The following is a 21,427-nucleotide window of genomic DNA, read 5'->3' as shown; positions in this document are numbered from 1 at the left end:
CGCGTTTTCTTCACGCGAACCGGTCTCCACTTCGCTGGAAGACGCTTCAGAACGCCTCCGCGGCCAGCTCCATCGTGGTGGCGCTGCCGCTCTGGATCCGGGCCAGATGCACCGCGGTCTCCGGCAGCAGCCTCTCCATGAAGAAGCGGCCGGTCACGAGCTTTGTGTTCAGATAGGGCGTCGTGCCGGCGGCGGCCTTGTCCTGCGCCACCTTGGCCATCTTGGCCCACATGTAGCCGAGCGCGACGAGGCCGAACAATTTCATGTAGTCGGTCGCGGCGGCGCCGGCATTGTCGGGCTTGGTCAGCGCGTTCTGCATCAGCCAGCCGGTGGCCTGCTGCAGATGGCCGAGCGCGGTGGAGAGCGGGGTGATGAACGGCTTCATCGCCTCGTCGCCGCCATGCTCCTTGGCGAAGGCACCGACCTCGCCGAAGAACGCCATCGCGGCACGGCCGCCGTCGCGCGGCAGCTTGCGGCCGACCAGGTCGAGCGCCTGGATGCCGTTGGCGCCCTCATAGATCATTGCGATGCGGGCATCGCGCACGAACTGCTCCATGCCGTGCTCGGCGATATAGCCGTGGCCGCCGAACATCTGTTGCGCGGAAACCGTGTTGGCGAACCCGGTGTCGGTCAGAACGCCCTTCAGCACCGGGGTCATCAGGCCCATATGATCGTCGGCGGCCTGGCGATCCTTCGGATCGTTGGAGCGGTGCGCGACGTCGCTCTTCAGCGCGGTCCACACCACCATGGCACGCGCCGCCTCGTTGAAGGCGCGGATGGTGAGCAGCGTGCGCCGAACATCGGGATGCACGATGATCGGATCCGCCGGCTTGTCGGCTGCCTTGACCCCGGTCAGCGAACGGCCCTGCAAACGCTCGCGCGCATAGGCCACAGCGTTCTGATAGGCGACCTCGGACTGCGCGAGGCCTTGCACGGCGACGCCGAGGCGGGCCTCGTTCATCATCACGAACATGCCCTGCATGCCCTTATTCTCTTCGCCGATCAGCCAGCCGGTGGCGTTGTCGTAGTTCATCACACAGGTGGAATTGCCGTGGATGCCCATCTTGTGCTCGATCGAGCCGCAGGTGACGCCGTTGCGCGCCCCGAGCGAGCCGTCGGCATTGACCAGCACCTTCGGCACGACGAACAACGAGACGCCCTTGATGCCGGCCGGCGCGCCTTCGATGCGGGCCAGCACCAGATGGACGATGTTCTCAGTGAGGTCGTGCTCGCCGGCGGAGATGAAGATCTTGGTGCCGGTGATCTTGAAGCTGCCGTCGGCCTGGCGCACCGCCTTGGTGCGGAGCAGGCCGAGATCGGTGCCGCACTGCGGCTCGGTCAGGTTCATGGTGCCGGTCCACTCGCCGGCGATCATCTTCGGCACATAGGTCTTCTTCTGCTCGGGGGTGCCGTGCACCAAAAGCGCGGCGGTCGCGCCCATGGTCAGCCCGCCATACATCGAGAACGCCATGTTGGCGGAGATCTGGAATTCGTTGACCGCCTGCGAGAGCGTCACCGGCAGGCCCTGGCCGCCAAATTCGGTCGGCGCCGACAGGCCGAGCCAGCCGCCCTCGGCGACCTGCTTGAAGGCGTCCTTGAAGCCCTTCGGCGTGGTGACGCTGCCGTCGTCATTGCGCTTGCAGCCTTCGAGATCGCCCGTGCGATTGAGCGGCTGCAGCACCTCCTCGCTGAGCTTGGCGGCCTCGCCGAGGATCGCCTCGCGTACATCGGCCGACGCATCGGTGAAGCCGGGAAGATTGCCGTAGCGATCAATCTGGAAAACGTCGTTCAAGAGGAAGCTGACGTCTTCGACGGGGGCTTTGTAGGTCGGCATGCTGATCTCCCGGCTGGCTCGTGGCCGCATGTGCGACCGAATGCTGCGCAGCGTGTCCTTGGGTTGTACTTGGGTTTGTTGCAGCGGACCTTATCCGGTTCGGGAGGTCCGCGGCAGGTCCTATCGAGACTGTGATTGCGACGTTGCGCCGCTCTGCTTCATCAACTCCTCGCCCATCATCCGATGCAGCAGGTTGATCGCCTTGAGCGGGCGCACCATCACCTTGAAATGCGTGATCCGGCCGTCACCGTCGAACGTGATGATGTCGACGCCGTTGAGCTTGATGCCGTCGATCTCGTTCTCGAATTCGAGCACCGCGCCGGTGTCGCTCCGCCACTCGCCGAGATACTTGAAGGTCGGGCCGCCGAGCACCTTGGCGGCGCTGGTCAGATATTTGAAGGTGATGTCGCGGCCGCGCTGCGGCGTGTGCACGACCGGACTTTCGAACACCGCGTCGGGATGCAGCAGATCCCACAATGCGGCGGTGTCGTGGGAATTCATATAGGCGTACCACTTGTCGAGGCCCGGCTTGCTCATTCGGACGTCTCCTGCGGCGAGGTTTAGGAAGCCAACATCGGCCGAGCGCGACAAGGCGGCACGCCGATGTGTATCGGGCGGGCGAGCGCCGAAGGGCACTCGCCTGCATATGCATATTGACGCATATGCACAGTAACGCATAAAGTCAAGCGAACTTCGGAATGGCTGATACGGGAACTCTGATGGAGGTGGGCGTTGGCACTCGGTGACGCAATCCTCGCCTGCCTCACGGAACGTCCGATGACGGGCTATGAGCTCGCCAAGACGTTCGATGCCTCGATCGGCTTCTTCTGGAAGGCCGACCATCAGCAGATCTACCGCGAGCTCTCCCGGCTGCGCGACAAGGGCCATGTCCAGGGCCGCGAGGTGGTGCAGTCCGGCAAGCCGAACAAGCTGGTCTACACGCTGACCGCCGAGGGCCGCGCGGCGCTGAAGCACTGGGCGGCGCGGCCGAGCGTTCCGCCCTCGATCAAGGACGATTTGCTGGTCCGGCTCTATGCGCTCGACTGCGTCGACATCGAGCCGCTGCGCACCGACCTGATGGCGCGGCTGGAGCATCACCGCGACCGCTTCGAGCGCTACGAGCGCCTGCTCAACAAGCGCTTCCCCGACGGCACCGCGCCGCCGGCCGATGTCGGCAAGATGCTCAGCCTGCGCCTCGGCATGCGCCATGAGCGCATGGTGGTGGAATGGTGCGAGGAGGCGCTCGACGCGCTGTCGGCGATGTCCGGCCGCAGCAATGTGCTGCCGCTCGACGACGGCAAGCGCGAGAGCAACGGCTAGAAACAAATCTCGCGCCATTGCTTTGCCCGTGCCGACACGCGACGCGGAATCCGCTTTGCCGGAAAGCGATAGGCGTGTCCTGATCCGGCGCAACAGGTTCCCGGATTCCCTAACTTTAAGGCCCGCTGATCGCATTCCTTAACCCGTTATTTACCGTGACGGGAAAAAGTCAGCAGCTGAAGCAGACGACCAGCGCAGAATTCGATTGTCTCTTAACGGGAATGCGCGGGGAGGCTGCGGGCGCAGAGTATGGCGCCGGAGTCGGGACCGGACGGAATCATGAATTCGCGCGTATCGTGGAGTGTTGACGGCATCGATCCCTCCGTCCGCGACAGGGCCGAGGCGGCTGCGCGCCGCGCCGGCATGTCGCTGAACGACTGGCTCAACTCCACCGTCGGCGAGCCGAGTCCGCCGGATTGGCGCATGGAGCAACGGCAGCCGATGCCGAGCCGGGAAAGCCGCGAGGTCGCCGACATCCATCAGCGGCTCGATGCGATCACCCGCCAGATCGAACAGATTGCAAAACCGATGACGCGCGCCGAAGCCGTGCGCGCCGAAGTGCCGCGCGGCCAGCCCGCCGTCGCACGCCAGCTGAACGACGCGATCTCGCGCCTCGACGCGCGGCTGTCGCAGATTTCGCGGCCGCAGCCGGCGCGCGAGCCGCAGCCCCAGCCGATGCGTGAAGCGCAGATGCAGCGGGAGCCGCAGATGCAGGATCGGCAACTGCAAGACCGGCAACTGGAGGAGAGGCTGCGCCAGGCGGAAGCGGTCGAGCGCGCCGCCGCCCAGGTCTACCGCCCCTCACCGCCGCTGAGCCCCGCCTCGTTCGATTCCGCGATCGCGGAAATCGCCGCACGCCAGAACGAGCTCGATGGCCCGGCGCCCCGGCAGATGCCACAGCGCAGCGCGCCGCCGATGCAGCACGCGGCGCCGCCGATGGCCGCCTACGCGCCGCCGCCCGCGGCCCCGGCCGGGCCCGACTTCTCTTCGCTCGAGCGGCATCTGCTCAAGATCACGAGCCAGATCGAGGCGCTGCAGCGGCCCGACCATATCGAGCAATCGATCGCAGCGTTCCGCGGCGAGCTTGCGGAGATCCGCCAGGCCATCACCGAGGCGATGCCGCGGCGGGCGATCGAATCGATCGAGAACGAGATCCGCTCGCTGCACCACCGGATCGACGAGATCCGCCAGGACAGCAGCAACGGCCAAGGCCACGACCAAGCCCAGGTGATTACCGGCATCGAGCGCGCGCTGTCGGAAATTCGCGAGGCGCTGCGCACGCTGACTCCCGCCGAGCAGCTCACCGGCTACGACGAGGCGATCCGCAACCTCGGCGCCAAGCTCGACATGATCCTGCGCGCCAACGACGATCCGTCGACGGTGCATCAGCTCGAGAGCGCGATCGCCGCACTGCGCGCCATCGTCTCCAACGTCGCCTCCAACGACGCGCTGCTGCAGCTCTCCGGAGACGTGCATGCGCTGGCCGCGAAGGTCGACCAGCTGTCGCAGATGTCGCGCGGCGAGTCCTACGGCGACGCTTTCGCCGGAATCGAGCAGCGTATTGCCGCATTGGCCTCGACGCTCGAGACCCGCGAGCGGCCCGCCGGCTACGACAACACCGACGCCATCGAGGGCGCCCTGCGCTCGCTGTCGGAACGGATCGACCGCTTGCAGGTCGGCAACGACAGCTCGTCGGCGTTCACCCATCTCGAACAGCGCGTCTCGTATCTGCTCGAGCGCCTCGAATCCGCCGACCAGCGTTCCGGCAATCTCGGCCGGGTCGAGGAAGGGCTGCATGACATCATGCGGCACCTCGAGGCGCAGCACGCCCACATCGCCTCGCTCGCCGATGCCACCCGCAACAGCGTCAGCAGCTCTTCGCCGCAGCCGATGATGGACAGCGGCATCGTCGACCTGGTGAAGCGCGAGCTGTCCGACATCCGCTTCAGCCAGTCGGAGACCGATCGCCGCACCCAGGATTCGCTGGAGACCGTTCACAACACGCTCGGTCATGTCGTCGACCGGCTCGCGATGATCGAGAACGATCTGCGCACGGTGCGCACCGCGCCACCGCCGGCTCCCGTGGCCCCCGCGCCGGTCGAACCGCGGATGGAAGCACCGCGGATGGAGATGCCGCGCGCGGCGATGCCGCAGCCGAAACCTGAATCGTACTTGCCCGAATCGTACAGGCCCGAATTGCCCAATCCTGCGCTGGCGCAGGAGCACTTCATGTCGGCGCCGCGCGAATTCCATGCCGCGCAGCCGGTCGAGGCCGCGCCGCCGCCGTTGCCGCCGCGCGCGATCAGCGAGATCCTCGAACCGCATGCCGCCTCCGCGCGCGCTGCGATCGCGCCTGAACTGCCGCCGGATCATCCGCTCGAGCCGGGCACGCGCCCCTCGGGCCGGGTATCGTCGCCGTCGGAGCGGATCGCGGATTCCGAGCGCGCGATCTCTGATCTTCCGGCCGGAAAGAAGGAGCCGGTCTCGACCTCGAGCTTCATCGCCGCCGCACGCCGCGCCGCGCAGGCCGCCGCCGCGCAACCCGTCAACGACAAGGCCGCACGCGCGGCGAGCAAGGCTGCCGCCAAGGCCAAGGAGAAGGCCGACAAGGCCGCGAAGGCCGCCGCCAAGGCCGGCACGCCGGCGACCGGCGCGCAGGCGAGTGGCGCGCCGGAGGCCCAGCCCTCGACCATCACCTCCAAGATCCGCTCGCTGCTGGTCGGCGCGAGCGTGGTCGTGATCCTGCTCTCCACCGTCAAGATGGCGATGAACCTGCTCGACACCAGCTCGGCGCCACAGATGCCGGCGATCGAGCACAGCGAGCCGGCCGCGCCGCCCGCGCTGCCGCCTGCCGAGAATTCCACATCGCCCGCACCCGCTGCGCCGTCCGGCGTGCCCGGGCCGTCGATGACCTCACCGACCCCGCTCGGCCGCCAGTCCAACAACAGCCCGGCGCCGAACACGCTCGACAGCGCGCAGGTGACGATCCCTCAGGCAATCGCGCCCGCGCCCGCCGCAGCGCCGGAGCCGGTCGCGGCGCCACCGGTCGCGGCCGCCAGTGATATCACCGGCACGATTCCGACCGCGCCGCCGCTCGGCGGCAAGCTCGCCACGATCCAGATTCCGGCTGGCGAGAAGCTGCCCGACGCGATTGGCGGTCTGGCGCTGCGCACGGCCGCGATCAAGGGCGATGCGGCCGCGGCCTACGAGGTCGGCGTCCGCTTTGCCGAGGGCAAGGGCGTGCCCGCCAATGTTGACGAAGCCGCCAAATGGTATGGCCGCGCGGCACAGGCCGGCGTGGTGCCCGCGATGTTCCGGCTCGGCACCTTCTACGAGAAGGGCCTCAGCGTGAAGCGCGACTTCGACGTCGCACGGCGCTACTACGTGCAGGCCGCCGAGCGCGGCAACGCCAAGGCGATGCATAACCTCGCCGTGCTCGACGCCGACGGCGGCGGCAAGGGCGCCGATTACAAGAGCGCCGCGCAGTGGTTCCGCAAGGCGGCCGATCGCGGCGTCGCGGACAGCCAGGTCAACCTCGGCATCCTCTATGCGCGCGGCATCGGGGTCGAACAGAACCTCGCCGAGTCCTTCAAATGGTTCAGTCTCGCCGCCGCGCAGGGCGACGCCGACGCCGGCCACAAGCGCGACGACATCGCCAAGCGACTCGACCCGCAGTCGCTGGCCGCCGCGAAGCTTGCGATCCAGACCTTTACTCCCGAGCCGCAGCCGAGCGATGCGGTCAACGTGCCGGCCCCGGCCGGCGGCTGGGACGGCGCCCCCGTGCAGCCCGCGGCGGCGAAGTCCGTCAGGCAACCGTCGAAGCGCACCGCGGCGCTGGCCGCGCCAGCTCACTAGAGACCAAGCTGCTGCGGCGCCTTGACGGCGCCGCTGTCCTATACCTCCGCCCTTCCGCCGTGTAGACAGGCGCACGGTGCCGCGGCGATGGCGCACGCGTTCCGGAGGGTCAGGCTTGTCTGTCGACGATCGTCAGGATGATGGAACGGGCCATCGTTCGTCGCCGACCGGGCCCCGCGTCGCGCCGCCGCGTCGGACGCCGTCTCCGTTTGCCGCGCCTCCCAAAGCTCCGCCTCCCCCTCCGCCGCGGCTCCAGCAAGGAAACGTGGCATCGCCGCAGCGCGCCTTCCGGTTCTCGCTCTGGTCCATCATCATCTTCGTGCTGCTGCTGTCGAGCGTCGCCATCCAGGCCTACCGCGACCTGTCGAGGCCGGGTGCCTGGGACTTCTGGCGCGAGACCTATATCGCGGCGAGCATGACGTCGGCGGTGATTGCCGACGTCGACCTCGACGGGTCGGGCCGCGGCCGCCGTGCGCTCGCGATCAGCGGCAAGATCGGCTCGGCCAGCGCGAGCTGGTTCCGCGACCGGCTCAGCGAGGCGCGTCTCGCGCCCGGCGACGCCGTGCTGCTGTCGTCGCAGGGCGGTGCGCTGAATCAGGCCGCCATCATGGGCGAGGTCATCCGCAGTCATGGGCTCGTCACCGCCGTCGCCACATCAGATGCCTCGGGCAAGCTTCGCCCCGCCGCCTGCGCCAGCGCCTGCGTCCTGGTCTATGCCGGCGGCCAGACCCGCTACGGCATCGCCGGCTCGCGGCTCGGCGTGCATCGCTTCACGACCAGCGCACCGGTCAGCGATCCCCTCGCCGAGGCGCAGCGCATCCAGGGCATGGTGCTGGGCTACATGACCAAGATGGGCGTCTCCTCCGGGATCGTGGAAGCGATGTCGCAGACCTCGGACATCCGCTGGCTGGGCCCGAAGGAAGCGCTCGCGCTGAACCTGATCACCAGGCCGGTCGATCGGCCCTGAAGCATGATCCGGAAAAGTGCGGAGCGATTTTCCCTCGCGAAAAACGCGGAGATCACGCTCAAACAAGCCGGTACCGGCGCCATTAATCTGAATTATCAACCACGTCCGCAGCCGAGCCGCCACGTGCGGCGAAAAATGCCACCCGGAGCGGAAACTTTAGTCCCTCCCCTCGCCGATTTCGGTTATGCAAGAACGCGGCAATCGGCCCGCGTTCGTCTGCGTCTTGCGCGCCGACCGGATTCGTTCAGCCGGAGAATGCCCGACCCGAACGACATCACGCCGTGATGTGGCCTTGCGCCCCAGCATGCGGCGAACCGACAAGAAGCGACGCGCGTGCAGCTCTATCTCCCGATCGCCGACATTCCGGTCAATGTCTTCCTCATCCTGGCGATGGGCGCGGCGGTTGGTTTCGTCTCCGGCATGTTCGGAATCGGCGGCGGCTTCCTGATGACGCCGCTCTTGATCTTCGTCGGCATCGCGCCCGCGGTCGCGGTCGCCTCGGTGGCGAGCCACATCGCGGCCTCCTCATTCTCCGGCGCGATCTCCTATTGGCGAAGGCGCGCGATCGACCCGCTGCTGGCGGCGGTACTGCTGGTCGGCGGCACGCTCGGTACCACGCTCGGGGTCTGGACCTTCACCTTCCTGCGCTCGCTCGGCCAGCTCGACCTGATGATCGCGCTGTCCTACGTCATCCTGCTGACCACGGTCGGCGGGCTGATGTTCTGGGAAGGTTTGCGCGCGATGCTGCGCGCCCGCGGCGGCCGCCCGGTCGCGCTGCGCAAGCCCGGCAGCCATGGCTGGATCCACGGCCTGCCGCTAAAGCTGCGCTTCAAGCGCTCCAAGATCTACCTCTCGGTCATCCCGGTCGTCGTGATCGGGCTCGTGATCGGCTTCATCGGCGCTGTCATGGGCATCGGCGGCGGCTTCATCCTGGTGCCGCTGATGATCTATGTGCTGCGGGTGCCGACCTCGACCGTGATCGGCACCTCGATGGTGCTGACCCTCGTCACCATGGTGTTCGCCACCATGCTACACGCGGTGACCAACCATCTGGTCGACGCCGTGCTGGCGCTGATCCTGATGATCGGTGGCGTCACCGGCGCGCAGTTCGGCGCCCGCGCCGGCCAGAAGATCCGCGGCGAGCACCTACGCCTCCTGCTCGGCCTGCTCGTGCTCGCGGTCGGCATCCGTTTTGCGGTCGAGCTGGTGATCCGGCCGCAGGACCTGTTCAGCATCCGCGAAACCGGCGGAGCCCCACCATGAGGCGGCGCGCGGCGCTCGCGATCATGGGGCTCGTCGCCGCCGGCCTGGCGGCAGTACCCGCGCGCGCCGAGCGGCTGATCGTGTCGGTCTCCAACCACCGCGTCACGGTGACGCCGAATTATTCCGGCGGCGAGCTCGTGCTGTTCGGTTCGGTCGAGAAAGACGACAAGACGCCGGCCAACCGCGGCAACTACGATCTCGTCGTCACGGTGTCGGGCCCGCGCGCCGACATGGTGACGCGGCGCAAGGAGCGCAGATTCGGCATCTGGATCAACACCGATTCGCGCCAATTCCTGCAGGTGCCGGGCTATCTCGCACTGTTCTCCAATCGCCCGTTCGACCAGATCGCCTCACCGGAGGTGCAGCGGCGGCAGCAGCTCGGGCTCAACAACGTGCTCTTGATGCAGCGGGTCGGGCCTGACTATGCCGACGTGGTGCCGAACGATCCGTTCCGCAGCGCCTTCGTCCGGCTGCGCTCCGAGCACGGGCTGTACCGCGAGGCAACATCGGCGGTGACGTTTCTCACGCCGACCCTGTTCCGCACCGGCATTCCGCTGCCGGCGGAGGTGCCGATCGGCACCTACAATGTCGAGATCAAGCTGTTCTCCGACGGCGCGCTGGTGACCAAGACCGAGACCGCCTTCGAGATCGTCAAGGTCGGCTTCGAGCAGTTCGTCGCCACCACCGCGCGGCAGAACGGCCTGGTCTACGGCCTCGTCACCGCGTTCATGGCGCTGATGACCGGCTGGATGGCCTCGATCGTGTTCCGCAAGGATTGATCAATCACGCCTCTGCTGCAACGTGCTCGCGAACGCGTCGCTCAGGATCGAAAGACCGAGATCGATCTCATCGTCGCTGATCGTCAGCGGCGGAGCAATGCGGAATACGCTGCCCATCCCGGGCAGCTGCACGATGTTGGTGCTCAGTCCGAGCTCCATGCAGCGCTGCGACACAAGCGATCCGAGCGCTTCGTCGGGCTCCTTGCTGAAGCGGTCGCGCACGATCTCGATGCCCTGCATCAGTCCTCGGCCGCGGACGTCGCCGATGCATTCGAACCGGTTCTGAAGCGCAAGCAGCCCGTCCCTCAGCCGCGCGCCCGCGATCCCAGCGCGCTCGGTCAATCTGTCGCGCAGGATGATCTCGATCACCTTCAGTCCGACCGCGGCCGGCATCGGGTCCGACACATGCGTCGTGTAGAACAGGAAACCACGCTCGTGACAGCGCTCCTCGATCTCGGCTGACGTGATGACCGCTGCCAGAGGCAGTCCCGCGCCGAGCGTCTTCGACAAGGTCAGGATGTCAGGCACGACACGATCACGCTCGAACGCGAACATGGCGCCGGTCCTGCCGAGGCCGGTCTGTGCCTCGTCGACGATCAGCAGCATGCCCCGCGCGCGGCACAGCTCCTTCAGCGCGGCGAGGTAGCCCTCGGGCAGATCGATCAGCCCGCCGGAGCTCAGGATCGGCTCGGCGATCATGCAGGCGAGCGAGCCGGTCGATTGGCGATCGACGAGATCGAAGGCGTAGGCCAGCTCGGCCCGCCAATCGGCCGCATGACCGAAGCGGGGGCGATAGAGATTCGGTGTCGGGATCGCGAGCGAGCCGACCGGCGCCGGACCATAGCCTTTGCGGCCGGCCGAATAGGTGGTCCCGGCCGCACCCGATGTCATGCCGTGCCAGGACTGCGCGAACGCAACAGTCTCGAAGCCGCCGGTGGCGAGCTTGGCCATCTTGATCGCAGCCTCGTTCGACTCGCCGCCCGTGCTCAGCAGCATGACGCGATCAAGCCCCGGCGGCAAAAGCTCCGCGAGCTTTTCGGCGAGCGCGACGACCGGGCGCGTCAGCATGCCGCTGAACAGATGGTCGAGCCGCTCGGCATGCTCGCTGATGGTCTGGACGATCTCCGGGTGACCGTGACCGAGCACGGCGCTCATCTGCCCGGACGTGAAATCCAGGATGGCACGGCCGTCGGCGTCATAGACGAAGGATCCGGAAGCGCGCTCGATGATGACGGGCGCGAACGTCCCGCCATAGCGAATGAGGTGACGCCGCGCACGATCCCAAAAGGATTTGTCGTCATTTCCGGCCATGCCCGCTCCTTGCTGCTCAGTCACCACGATGGGAGACGCTTGCAGCGCATCTTATGCGCGCGACGCGGCAATGACATTGCGATTTGAGATGCATTTGACCCGATCTTCTGCAATCAATTGCGCAGAAGATGGAAAATGCGAAAGAAATGGGAATCACAATCGTGATCGACGAGATGGACCGGAAAATCCTCGACGTGCTGCAAGTCGAGGGGCGCATCACGAATCTCGAGCTGGCCGAGCGGATCGGCCTCTCGTCTGCTCCCTGCATGAGACGTGTCCGGACCCTGGAAGAGACCGGCGTCATCGATTCCTATGTGGCATTGGTCGACCCTGCGCGAGTTGGCCTCGGGTTCGACGTGATCGTCGAAGTCCGCCTCAAGCAGCAGAACAGGGAATCCTTCGCTCGCTTCGAGAAGAAGGTCATCAACCTTCCGGAGGTCGTCGAATGCTGCATGATTGCCGGCGATTGGGATTACGCGCTGCGGGTCGTGTCCTCCGACCTCGCCCGCTATCAATCGTTCATCCTCGACCGCCTGATGCATCCGGACACAGATATCGCGAGCTACCGCACCACCATCATCCTGCGGAAGGTCAAATCGACCACCAAGATCGACAGTTCGCTGTTCGCTGAGGATTGAGGAGCGCAGGTTGGGTGGAGCGCAGCGATACCCAACATTGCGCGGTGCGGAAAAATTGATGGGTATCGCTGCGCGCCACCCATCCCACGGCAGAGTTACAGAATCAGCCCTATCCCCATCGCGATCACGCTGAGCACCATCGCGCCGGTCGAGAGCCAACCGAGCCAATACAGCCACCCGCCGATCACGAAGCGCCCCATGATCTCCTTGTGGCGGGCCATGACCATCAGCAGCACCATCACGGGCACGGCGAGCACGCCGTTGACGACCGCGCTCCAGTACAGCGCCGCAATCGGATCGATCGGCGTAAAGTTGAGCGCGATGCCGATGCCGCCGGACAGCGCCAGCACCGAGTAGAACGCGATCGCCTCCTTCGGCTTGCGCGTCAGTCCGACCGGCCATCGCCGTCCTTCGCTGACCGCGTAAGCCGTCGCGCCCGCAAGCACCGGGATCGCCAGCAGGCCAGTGCCGACGATCCCGAGCGCGAAGATCACCTCGGCAAAGGGTCCGGCGATCGGGCGCAACGCCTCGGCGGCCTGCGCCGAAGTCTGGATGTCGGTCTTGCCTGCGGCATGCAGTGATGCGGCGGCGGTGATGATGATCGACAGCGCGATCACGTTGGAGAATGCCATGCCGGTGATGGTGTCGGCACGGATGCGGGAGAATTCGCGCCGCGCGCCGTAGTGTCGCTCGATCAGCGGATGCTTGCTGGCATCGACCCGCTGTTCCTCGGCCTCCTGCGAGGCTTGCCAGAAAAACAGATAGGGCGAGATCGTGGTGCCGAGGATCGCGACGATGGTGGTGAAATAGTCCGCGCTCCAGGTGACGCGCGGCAGCAGCACACCGGCCAGCGCCTGCGTCCACGACACCTTGGCGAAGGCGAGCGCCGCGACATAGGCGAACAGGCTGAGCGTCAGCCATTTCAGGACGGCGACGTAGCGCCGGTAGTTCATGAAGATCTGGGCGGCGACCGAGGCCACACCGAACAGCACGACATAGAGGAAAGCCGGACCACCGATCAGGAGCCTTGTCGCATCGGCCATGGCCGAGAGGTCGGCCGCGATGTTGACGGTGTTGGCGATGAACAACAACGCCACCACGACGACAAGCAACCACGCGGGATAATGCCGGCACACATTGCCCGAGATGCCATGTCCGGTAACACGGCCGACCCGTGCCGATATCTCCTGGATCGCCGCCATCAAGGGGAACGTCATCAGCATGGTCCAGCCGATGCCGTAGCCGAGCTGAGCCCCGGCCTGGCTGTAGGTGCCGATGCCGGACGGATCATCGTCCGCTGCGCCGGTAATCAGCCCGGGACCGAGCGACCTCAGGATGCCCGTAAGGCTGAACAGCCGTGGCCGATCGGCCTTGCTCGCCGGCGTGTTGCCGGCCTTGTGATGATGCTTTCGCGCTATCTGCCTGTGCTGTGTCATGCCGGTCGAGCCATCGCGACAACGAACCGGACCTGCCCCGGTTCCAACGATGAAACTCGCACGCGGCCTGCTGCCCGCCATGCGCTGGATCAAACGTGCTCGATGACCGTGGCGACGCCGGGCTCTAGGATGCGCAGACGACGGCCGAAGCCGAGCGTATCGAAGCTCGCGCGCAGGTCACTGGCGTTCTGCCGGAAATGCGCCCAGCCGTCGGTATGAACGGGCACGATGACTGCGTCGGCAAAGGCGCGCGCGGTCTCGATCGTGTCGTTGGTATCCATGGTGAGATGGAACGGGCCGCGGGTTTGCGCCGCGCCAGCGAACGGCAGCACCACGCCGCAATCGAAGCGCCGCGCGACCTCGGCGAGCCCGTCGAACCAGGTGGTGTCGCCGCTGACATAGACCGGACGGGCGGGCTTCGCCGGCTCCAAGACAAAGCCGATGACGTCGCCGGACAACAGCTCGATCCCGGCCGGCCCGTGCCGCGCCGGCGTCGCGGTGACGGTGAGCGTCCGGCCGCCCTTCTTCAGTGTGGTCGATGCCCAGGGCGCAAAACCCTCGGCGTTGCCGGCGAGCCGCTTGGCGCCGGCCTGCGTCGTCAGCACGCGCTTTGAGCTTTTAAGGAAATCCGGCCGGAATGGTCGAGATTGTCGGAATGCTGGTCATGGCTGAGCAGCACTGCATCGACCTCGCCGACATCGCGCATGCTGAGCGCGGGCCCGGTCAGCTTCTCCAGTCTCACATGCGGCAGTTGATAGTCGCCGGGCGCATCGAAGGTCGGATCGGTGAGCAGGCGGAACCCGTCGATCTCGATCAGGGCGGTCGGGCCTCCGATCAGGGTGATGGTGATGCTCACGTCACACTCCTCTTGGGCGAAGCCGCCGCGGGGCGGGTCACCAGGTAAATGCCGAGTGCGACCGGAACGATCCCGAGCAGATCGCGAAATTCGACATGCTCACCGAGCACGAGATAGGCGAACAGCATGCCGAGCGGCGGCATCAGAAAGTGATAGGCGCTCGCGGCGGTCGCGCCGCACACCTTCAGCAGATGAAACCAGAGCAGATAGGCGAGGATCGAGCCGCCGAGCACGAGGAAGGCGAAGGCACCGGCGAGCCGCATGCTCGGCACGATGTCACCGACGCTGGAGAGCGTGAAGGCGAACGGCATCACCGCAAGCCCGCCGGCGATGTTCTGGATGCCGTTGCCGATCCAAAGGCTGCCCTTCGGCGCCAGCAGCTTGAACAACATGGTGCCGGCGACGATCGAGGCGAGCGAGGCCAATGTGAAGAGTATGCCGTACTGGCTGTCGCTGCCGACCTTGATGCGATGCCAGACGATGAAGGCGACGCCGACGATGCCGAGCACGAGACCAATCACCTTGCGCAAGGTCATGCTCTCGCCGAGGAACAACGCCGCCAGCATGGCGGTGAAGACCGGATTGGCCGAAACGATCAGCGCGCCAAGGCCGGCGGAGACCGTCTTCAGGCCGGTATAGCCGAGGCCAAGATAGAGCGCATTGTTGGCGACGCCGATCACGGCGAACACCGCCGCATCGCGCCAGGTGAGATCCCATTTGTCGCTGCGAAGCCAGGAGATGCCGAGGATCAAGACTCCGGCGAGCGAAAATCGCGCGGCGAGCAGGATCAGGGGCGGGCAATCCGTGACGCCGATCTTGCCGGCGACGAAGGCGTAGCTCCAGAGCAGGCAGAACAAGGCGATCAGCAGCGGCAGGGTGTTGAAGCGGGTGCGGGGGACGGACATCGAAGTTGCGGCGGACATGGGAGCTTCTCCTGGCGATTTCGCCTTCGCCCCTGATCTAGGCCCGCGCCTTGTCATTTGGAAATTAAATGATAGACTGACATGCAGTGGATTTTTGAATGGAGGCTGCGATGCTCGACCTGGAGCTGTTGCGCAGTTTCGTTTCGGTGGTCGACGCCGGCGGCTTCACCCGCGCCGGAGAGCGCGTCCACCGCACGCAATCGACTGTCAGTCAGCAGATCAAGCGCCTGGAGGAGGATGTCGGCCAGCCGCTCCTGATCCGCAGCGGCAAGGACGTCACCCCGACGGAGGCCGGCGAGCGGCTGCTGACCTATGCGCGGCGGCTGCTGTCACTCGCGGAAGAGGCCCGCGACGTGCTCTCGCGCCCCGGCAGCGAAGGCGCGATCCGGATCGGCATCACCGAGGATTTCGCCGCGTATCGGCTGACGAGATTGCTCGCGGCCTTCTCGCGCAGCCATCCTACTCTGCGGCTCGACGTACGCTCGGGCCAAAGCCTGTTCCTGCACCGCGATCTGGAGCGCGGCGATCTCGATCTCGCGCTGATCAAGCGCGCAGCCAGCGAGAAGGGCGGCATCGCGGTGTGGCCGGAACGCGTGCACTGGGTCACCAGCAAGAGCCACCCGCGCGACACGGCGACCGGCTCGGTGCCGCTGATCGGCTTCGGCTCGGGCTGCCTCTATCGCGCCCATGCCATCCATGCGCTGGAGCGCGCGGGCCGCAACTGGCACATGGCCTACAGCTCCTCCAGTCTCGCCGGCATCCAGGCCGCGGTCGCGGCAGGCTTGGGCTTGAGCATTCTGTCGGAAATGTCGATCCAGGCCGAGCATCGCGTGCTGACGGCGAAGGACGGCTTTGCCCCGATCGAGCGCACCGAAGTCGCCCTCGTCGCCGCCCCCGAAGCCAGCCCCGCGACATTGCGGCTGGCGGATCGGCTGGCGGAGTATTGCGCGAGCGTGCAAGCGAAGGCGGCGTGAGGTTCGGACTTCCATCCTCCCTGGAGGGGGAGGATCGGTGCGCATGAAGCAGCGGAATGCGAACCGAGGTAGGGTGATCTCTCCGTACGGGCAGTGTCGCATGAGGATAGACTTTCACCCCACCCCGACTCACATTTCGCTGCGCTCAATGTGAGTCGACCCTCCCCCTCCAGGGGAGGGTGAAGGCGACCGTCAACAACACCGCGACGCCACGAACGCGTGGACGCGGTTGTCGCCGAGCACATGGGCCATGAAACCCGGCGATCCGAAAATCCGCGCGAACGCGGCGTCGCGGATGCTAAGGCCCCCGGTATAGGCGCCGAACGCCGGCAACACCGCGCGCTCGCCGTCGGAGGCGAAACAGCGGCGCTCGATCGAGCGGCCGCGGGTCGGCACCCGTGCCTTGGGGTGGAGGTGGCCGGCGATCTCGCCGGCAGCCCCGGTCGGCTCATGGCGGAACACGATCGGACCGATCGCAACTTCAGTGGCGACCACGCCGCCGAGGCTGGTCGGCAGCGCCGGATCGTGGTTGCCCGAGATCCAGATCCAATTGCGCCGCATTTGCAGCGCCGCCAGCGCCTCGCGGTCCGATTCCGACAGGCGCGCATGCGCATCGCGATCGTGAAAGCTGTCGCCGAGCGCGATCACCTGTCGCGGGTCGTGCCGCGCAATCACCGCAGCAAGCCGGCTCAACGTCGCTACCGTGTCGTAGGGCGGCAGCAGCACGCCGCGGCTGGCAAAGCTCGAGCCTTTTTCCAGATGCAGATCGGACACCACCAGCAGGCTCTGCTCTTCCCAGAACAGCGCGCCGGAGAAATCCGCCACGAAGCCGACGTCCGCCACCGTGACCCTCGAAACGCGCATGTCGTCACCGTCTCGCAAAGCTAGCGCGCTTGCCGTCACGTCCTGTTCCCCACAGTATCAGCGTTACGTCGTCGCCTCCCGCACGAGTTCCTCGGCCGCCTCGGCCAGAAGCTCGTCGGATGCTTCGCCATAAACTGACTCGCGGCCGATTTCCAGCAGCGCGGGCACGGCAAGCGGAGAAACGTGGTCGAGGTCCTTGTGGGTGATTCGGCCATGGATGCGCGCAAGCATGTCGCTGAGGCGGCGGAGATCGAGCAATCCCGTGGCGGCATCGCCGCGCGCGGCGCGCAGCAGCACGTGGTCGGCCTGGTGCTTGCGCAGCACGTCGTAGATCAAATCGGTCGAGAACAGCACCTGGCGGCGCGACTTCTCCTCGTCAGTGAAGCGGCGCGCGATCAGCCCGGAGATGATGGCGCAGTTGCGGAAGGTGCGCTTCATCAGCGCGGATTCCGCGAGCCATGCTTCGAGGTCGTCGCCGAGCATATCGGGATCGAACAGCGCGTTGAGATCGAGCTTGCCGTGCCGGATCATGAAGGAGAGATCGCCGACGCCCCAGACCGCGAGCGCATATTCGTTGGCGACGAAGCCGAGCGGACGGGCGCGGGCGCGCTCCAGCCGGCGCGTCAGCAGCATGCCGAGCGTCTGATGCGCGAGCCGGCCCTCGAATGGATAGCAAACCAGGTAATGGCTGCCGCCGCGCGGAAAGGTTTCGACCAACAGCTCGCGCACCGCCGGCACCCGCGAAAATTTTCGCTGCAGCGACAGCCAGTCGTGCACCTGGTCCGGCAGCGCGTTCCAGGCCCGGCTGTTGTCGAGCAATTTTCGGACGCGTTCGGCGAGATAAGTCGACAGCGGAAACTTGCCGCCCATGTAGGACGGCACTTTTGCATCTTTATCATTGGCGCGGGAGACATAGACCTGGTCTTCAACCAAGGCCTCGTAGCGCACCACCTCACCGCCAAAGACAAATGTGTCGCCGGGTACGAGGCCTTCGATGAAGACCTCCTCGATCTCGCCGAGCATGCGGCCGCCGCGTGCGATCGCGCCGGTCGAACCGCGACCGCCGGCACGCGAGCGCACCAGCCGCACCTTCAGCATGGTCTCCTCGACGATGGTGCCGACGTTGAGACGGTAGCTCTGCCGCACCTTGGGGTTGGTGACGCGCCAGCGGCCCTGCTTGTCCTGCTTGATGCGGGCGAAGCGTTCATAGGTCTTCAGCGCGTAGCCGCCGGTCGCGACGAAGTCGACCACATCGTCGAAATCCGTTCGCGACAGCGACGCATAGGGCGCTGCGGTCCTGACCTCATCGTAGAGTTCGTCGGACAGGAACGGTTTGCCGCAGGCGCAACCGAGCACGTGCTGGGCCAGCACGTCGAGCGCGCCGATGCGCAGCGGCGGCGTGTCCTGTGCATTCTCCGCGATGGCGTCGATCGCAACGGCGCATTCCAGCACCTCGAACCGGTTGGCCGGCACCAGCACGGCGCGCGAGGCCTCGTCGAAGCGGTGGTTGGCACGGCCGATCCGCTGCATCAGCCGCGACGAGCCTTTGGGTGCGCCGATATTGATGACGAGATCGACATCGCCCCAGTCGACGCCGAGATCGAGCGAGGAGGTGCAGACCACGCCGCGCAGCCGGCCGGCGGCCATCGCGTCCTCGACCTTGCGGCGCTGCGCGACGTCGAGCGAGCCGTGATGCAGCGCGATCGCGAGGCCGTCGTCGTTCATGCGCCAGAGATCCTGGAACAGCATCTCGGCCTGGCTGCGGGTGTTGACGAACACCAGCGTGGTCTTGTTGCGCTTGATCAGCTCGTAGACCTCGGGCAGCGCATGGCGCGCGCTATGCCCGGACCACGGCAGTCGCTCCCTTGTGTCGAGCATCTCGACAACGGGCGACGCGGCACCACCGGCGGTGACGACGTCGGCGGACACGCTCGCGCCGCCCGGCTGCGGCACCAGGAAACGCGCGAGCTGTTCGGGCTCGGCCACCGTTGCCGAGAGGCCGATGGCGCGCGCCTGGGGCGCGATGGTCCAGAGCCGCGCGAGACCGAGCGACAGCAGATCGCCGCGCTTGGAGGTGACCAGTGCATGCAGCTCGTCGAGCACGATGCGCTTCAGCGAAGAGAACAGAAACGGCGCGTCGTCGGACGCCAGCAGCAGCGCCAACTGCTCCGGCGTCGTGAGCAGGATATCCGGCGGATAGCGCCGCTGCCGCTGCCGCCGCGACACCGGCGTGTCGCCGGTGCGGGTCTCGATCTTGATCGGCAGCCCCATCTCGGCGACCGGCGTCTCCAGATTGCGCGCGATGTCGACCGCGAGCGCCTTCAGCGGCGAGATGTAGAGCGTGTGCAGCCCGCTGGAGCGGCGAACGCCGTGGCCGGTGGAGATGAGGTTGGGACGCGATCTCGCCGACGCCGCTGCCTCTCCGCTCGTGAGCTCGTCAGGCTCCCGCCTCCTGAAAGGGGGAGGGTTGGGGTGGGGGTCAGCCGCTTGCTCCGTGCCTGCGGCTGACCCCCACCCGTCCAGCTCGGTTGCGCTGGCGCGCCCCCGAGCGTGCCGACCTCCCCCTTTCAGGGGGAGGTGAGAATCCTTGCGGCCAAGTGTTTCACCCGATAACTCCACCAACGTCGGCAGAAACCCCGCCAGCGTCTTGCCCGCGCCGGTGGGCGCGATCAGCAGTGCCGAACGTTCCTCGCGCGCCTTCGCCAGCAGCGCGAGCTGGTGCTCGCGCGGCGACCAGCCGCGTGAGGCGAACCAGTCGCGAAACCGGCGCGGCAGGAGATCGGCCGTTTCCGACGGCGGGACGGAAAAGAGATCGAGCGTCGACACGCCCAAGAGGTAAGTGGTTCAGCGGGTTTCGTCGAGGGCGGGACGGAAATGGCAGCAGGTGGCAGGGGGCCAGCGACAGGACGCTTCGACTCCCTCTCCCCGTCCATCACGGGGAGAGGGTTGGGGTGAGGGGCTGCTTCCGCGAGCGGCGAGTGTCGTGAGACCTGTACCCCCTCACCCGGATCGCATCTCACGATGCGACATAGCCGAAGCTCAGCTTCGGCGTTCTTGAGGACGGCCGCCGTAGGCGGCCTATGCCTCTCCCCGCAAGCGGGGCGAGGTGAAGTGCCGTGCCCCCTACTCCGTCATCGGCTCGCCGGCGAGATCCCAGTCCTTGCCATTGAAGATCGAGACATAGAGCGTCTTCATCGGCGTGTAGTCGTCGGGCGTATAGCTGTAATTGATGCCGTCGAGGAAATAGGGCGAATGGAAACCGGCCAACGTGGTGGCGTGCTTCAGCACGTTGGCGCGGGTCAGGTCGTCGCCGCAGCGGCGCAGGATTTCGCCCATCGTCGCCGCCTGGCCGTAGCCGGCGAAAGCGATGGTGTTGTCGGGGTCGATGTTCGGCAAATACTTCTTGCGCAGTTCCTCGAACGCGACCACGTCCGGATCCTTCTCGTAGCGGGGCACGCCGACTTCCTTGTTGTAGCGGATCGCGACGATGTCCTTGGCGTTCTCGAGGCCCGCGGCGCTCAGGATCGAGCGGCCGGTCGAGCCGGCCGACAACAGCTGCAACGGCTTCCAGCCGAGCTCGGCCACCTTGCGGATCGACTGCGACGTCGCCTTGCCTGTCGTGATGTTGTAGAACACGTCGGCGCCCGACTTCGACAGATTGATGAGCTGGGAATCGACCGTCGGATCGGTGAGATCGTAGGTCTGCTCCAGGATCACCTGTGCCTTGCCGCCGGCATCGGCCAGCACCTTCTTGAACGGCCCGAGGAAGTCGCGACCGAAATCGTCGTTCTGGTAAAGGATGCCGATCTTGGCGTTCGGCTTCACGCTGACGACGTGTTTCGCAAGGATGCGCGCTTCGGTCGGATAGAGCGGCAGGCCCGCCATGGTCCATTTGTAGGTCTTCGGGTCGTTCCATTTCGAGGCGCCGGTGTTGAGCAACAACTGCGGCACGCCCTTGGAATTGAGATATTTGTGCACGGCGGTCTGCGGCGCCGTGCCGAGCGAACCGTAGAGCGCCAGCACCTCCTCCTGCTCGACCAGCCGGCGCGTCGCCTCGACGCATTTCGGCGCGCTGTAGGCGTCGTCCATGGTGAGGAATTTCACTTTGCGGCCGTTGATGCCGCCCTTGTCGTTCAGCATCTGGAAATAGGCTTCGCCGACGCGGCCGAGCACGCCATAGAGCGAGCCCGGGCCGGAATGCGGTACGGTCTGGCCGAGCTTGATTTCGGTGTCGCTCGCGCCCGGATCGTACTTCTTGTCTGCCGCCCGGACGAAGGGCGCGGGCAGCACCGACGCTGCGATCACGGACAATGCGGTGGCGCCGAATTCGCGCCGCGTATGTTTTTTCATTGTTTCTCTCCCTGAGGCGAAAAGCTCTCTCGCATTCCGCCCTGCGCCGGGCAAGCG

General features: G+C 66.3%; 15 protein-coding genes and 1 pseudogene. 7 read left to right on the top strand and 9 right to left on the bottom strand.

The window, feature by feature from the left end; genetic code table 11:
- Positions 1–46: 46 nt before the first annotated feature.
- On the bottom strand, positions 47–1,834 hold the full coding sequence (locus XH92_RS04485) for an acyl-CoA dehydrogenase C-terminal domain-containing protein (RefSeq protein WP_194458161.1): 1,788 nt from the start codon (positions 1,832–1,834) through the stop codon (positions 47–49).
- A 120-nt stretch (positions 1,835–1,954) separates the two neighbouring features.
- Positions 1,955–2,371, bottom strand: coding sequence for a nuclear transport factor 2 family protein (locus XH92_RS04480; RefSeq protein ID WP_194458160.1), 417 nt, complete (start codon positions 2,369–2,371; stop codon positions 1,955–1,957).
- A 195-nt stretch (positions 2,372–2,566) separates the two neighbouring features.
- Between XH92_RS04480 and XH92_RS04475 the strand changes: the two genes are divergently transcribed.
- From XH92_RS04475 to XH92_RS04455, 5 genes are all read left to right on the top strand, one after another.
- Positions 2,567–3,154 carry a PadR family transcriptional regulator gene (locus XH92_RS04475; protein ID WP_194458159.1) on the top strand — a complete coding sequence of 196 codons (588 nt, stop codon included), beginning with the start codon at positions 2,567–2,569 and terminating at the stop codon, positions 3,152–3,154.
- 279 nt (positions 3,155–3,433) lie between these two features.
- Positions 3,434–7,009, top strand: a complete 3,576-nt coding sequence (locus tag XH92_RS04470) for a tetratricopeptide repeat protein (RefSeq protein WP_194458158.1) — start codon at positions 3,434–3,436, stop codon at positions 7,007–7,009.
- Positions 7,010–7,124: 115 nt separating this feature from the next.
- Positions 7,125–7,976 (top strand): hypothetical protein, encoded by an 852-nt coding sequence (locus XH92_RS04465; RefSeq protein ID WP_194458157.1) that lies wholly within the window; start codon positions 7,125–7,127, stop codon positions 7,974–7,976.
- 333 nt (positions 7,977–8,309) lie between these two features.
- Positions 8,310–9,239, top strand: coding sequence for a sulfite exporter TauE/SafE family protein (locus XH92_RS04460; protein ID WP_194458156.1), 930 nt, complete (start codon positions 8,310–8,312; stop codon positions 9,237–9,239).
- A complete protein-coding gene (locus XH92_RS04455) occupies positions 9,236–10,018 on the top strand; it encodes a TIGR02186 family protein (RefSeq protein ID WP_194458155.1) in 783 nt (260 codons plus the stop codon). The genes XH92_RS04460 and XH92_RS04455 overlap by 4 nt, the downstream gene beginning before the upstream one ends.
- On the opposite strand, the gene XH92_RS04450 is transcribed toward XH92_RS04455, so the two are convergent.
- Complete coding sequence (locus XH92_RS04450) at positions 10,019–11,329, bottom strand: aspartate aminotransferase family protein (RefSeq protein ID WP_194458154.1); 1,311 nt, start codon at positions 11,327–11,329, stop codon at positions 10,019–10,021.
- Between the two features lie 146 nt (positions 11,330–11,475).
- Here XH92_RS04450 and XH92_RS04445 point away from each other — a divergent pair, with 146 nt between their 5' ends.
- On the top strand, positions 11,476–11,967 hold the full coding sequence (locus tag XH92_RS04445) for an Lrp/AsnC family transcriptional regulator (RefSeq protein ID WP_194458153.1): 492 nt from the start codon (positions 11,476–11,478) through the stop codon (positions 11,965–11,967).
- 95 nt (positions 11,968–12,062) lie between these two features.
- Here the strand turns inward: XH92_RS04445 and XH92_RS04440 are convergent, their stop codons facing one another.
- The 3 genes and pseudogenes from XH92_RS04440 to XH92_RS04430 form a co-directional block, all read right to left on the bottom strand.
- Positions 12,063–13,403 (bottom strand): NRAMP family divalent metal transporter, encoded by a 1,341-nt coding sequence (locus tag XH92_RS04440; protein WP_194458152.1) that lies wholly within the window; start codon positions 13,401–13,403, stop codon positions 12,063–12,065.
- An 89-nt stretch (positions 13,404–13,492) separates the two neighbouring features.
- Positions 13,493–14,259: pseudogene (locus tag XH92_RS04435) on the bottom strand (MBL fold metallo-hydrolase).
- On the bottom strand, positions 14,256–15,182 hold the full coding sequence (locus XH92_RS04430; protein WP_194458151.1) for a DMT family transporter: 927 nt from the start codon (positions 15,180–15,182) through the stop codon (positions 14,256–14,258). The pseudogene XH92_RS04435 and the gene XH92_RS04430 overlap by 4 nt, the downstream one beginning before the upstream one ends.
- Positions 15,183–15,292: 110 nt before the next feature.
- Between XH92_RS04430 and XH92_RS04425 the strand changes: the two genes are divergently transcribed.
- Entirely contained in the window at positions 15,293–16,156 is an 864-nt protein-coding gene (locus XH92_RS04425; protein ID WP_194458150.1) for a LysR family transcriptional regulator, read from the top strand.
- A gap of 192 nt (positions 16,157–16,348) precedes the next feature.
- On the opposite strand, the gene pdeM is transcribed toward XH92_RS04425, so the two are convergent.
- The 3 genes from pdeM to XH92_RS04410 form a co-directional block, all read right to left on the bottom strand.
- Positions 16,349–17,020, bottom strand: coding sequence for a ligase-associated DNA damage response endonuclease PdeM (pdeM, locus tag XH92_RS04420; protein WP_194458149.1), 672 nt, complete (start codon positions 17,018–17,020; stop codon positions 16,349–16,351).
- A gap of 63 nt (positions 17,021–17,083) precedes the next feature.
- On the bottom strand, positions 17,084–19,846 hold the full coding sequence (locus XH92_RS04415) for a ligase-associated DNA damage response DEXH box helicase (protein WP_194461104.1): 2,763 nt from the start codon (positions 19,844–19,846) through the stop codon (positions 17,084–17,086).
- Positions 19,847–20,143: 297 nt separating this feature from the next.
- Positions 20,144–21,370 (bottom strand): ABC transporter substrate-binding protein, encoded by a 1,227-nt coding sequence (locus XH92_RS04410; protein WP_194458148.1) that lies wholly within the window; start codon positions 21,368–21,370, stop codon positions 20,144–20,146.
- Positions 21,371–21,427 lie beyond the last annotated feature (57 nt).

The sequence above is a fragment of the Bradyrhizobium sp. CCBAU 53421 genome (genome assembly GCF_015291625.1).
Taxonomy (GTDB): Bacteria; Pseudomonadota; Alphaproteobacteria; order Rhizobiales; family Xanthobacteraceae; genus Bradyrhizobium.
The sequence above is the reverse complement of the archived record's forward strand: the minus strand, read 5'-3'. Positions and strand labels throughout refer to the sequence as shown.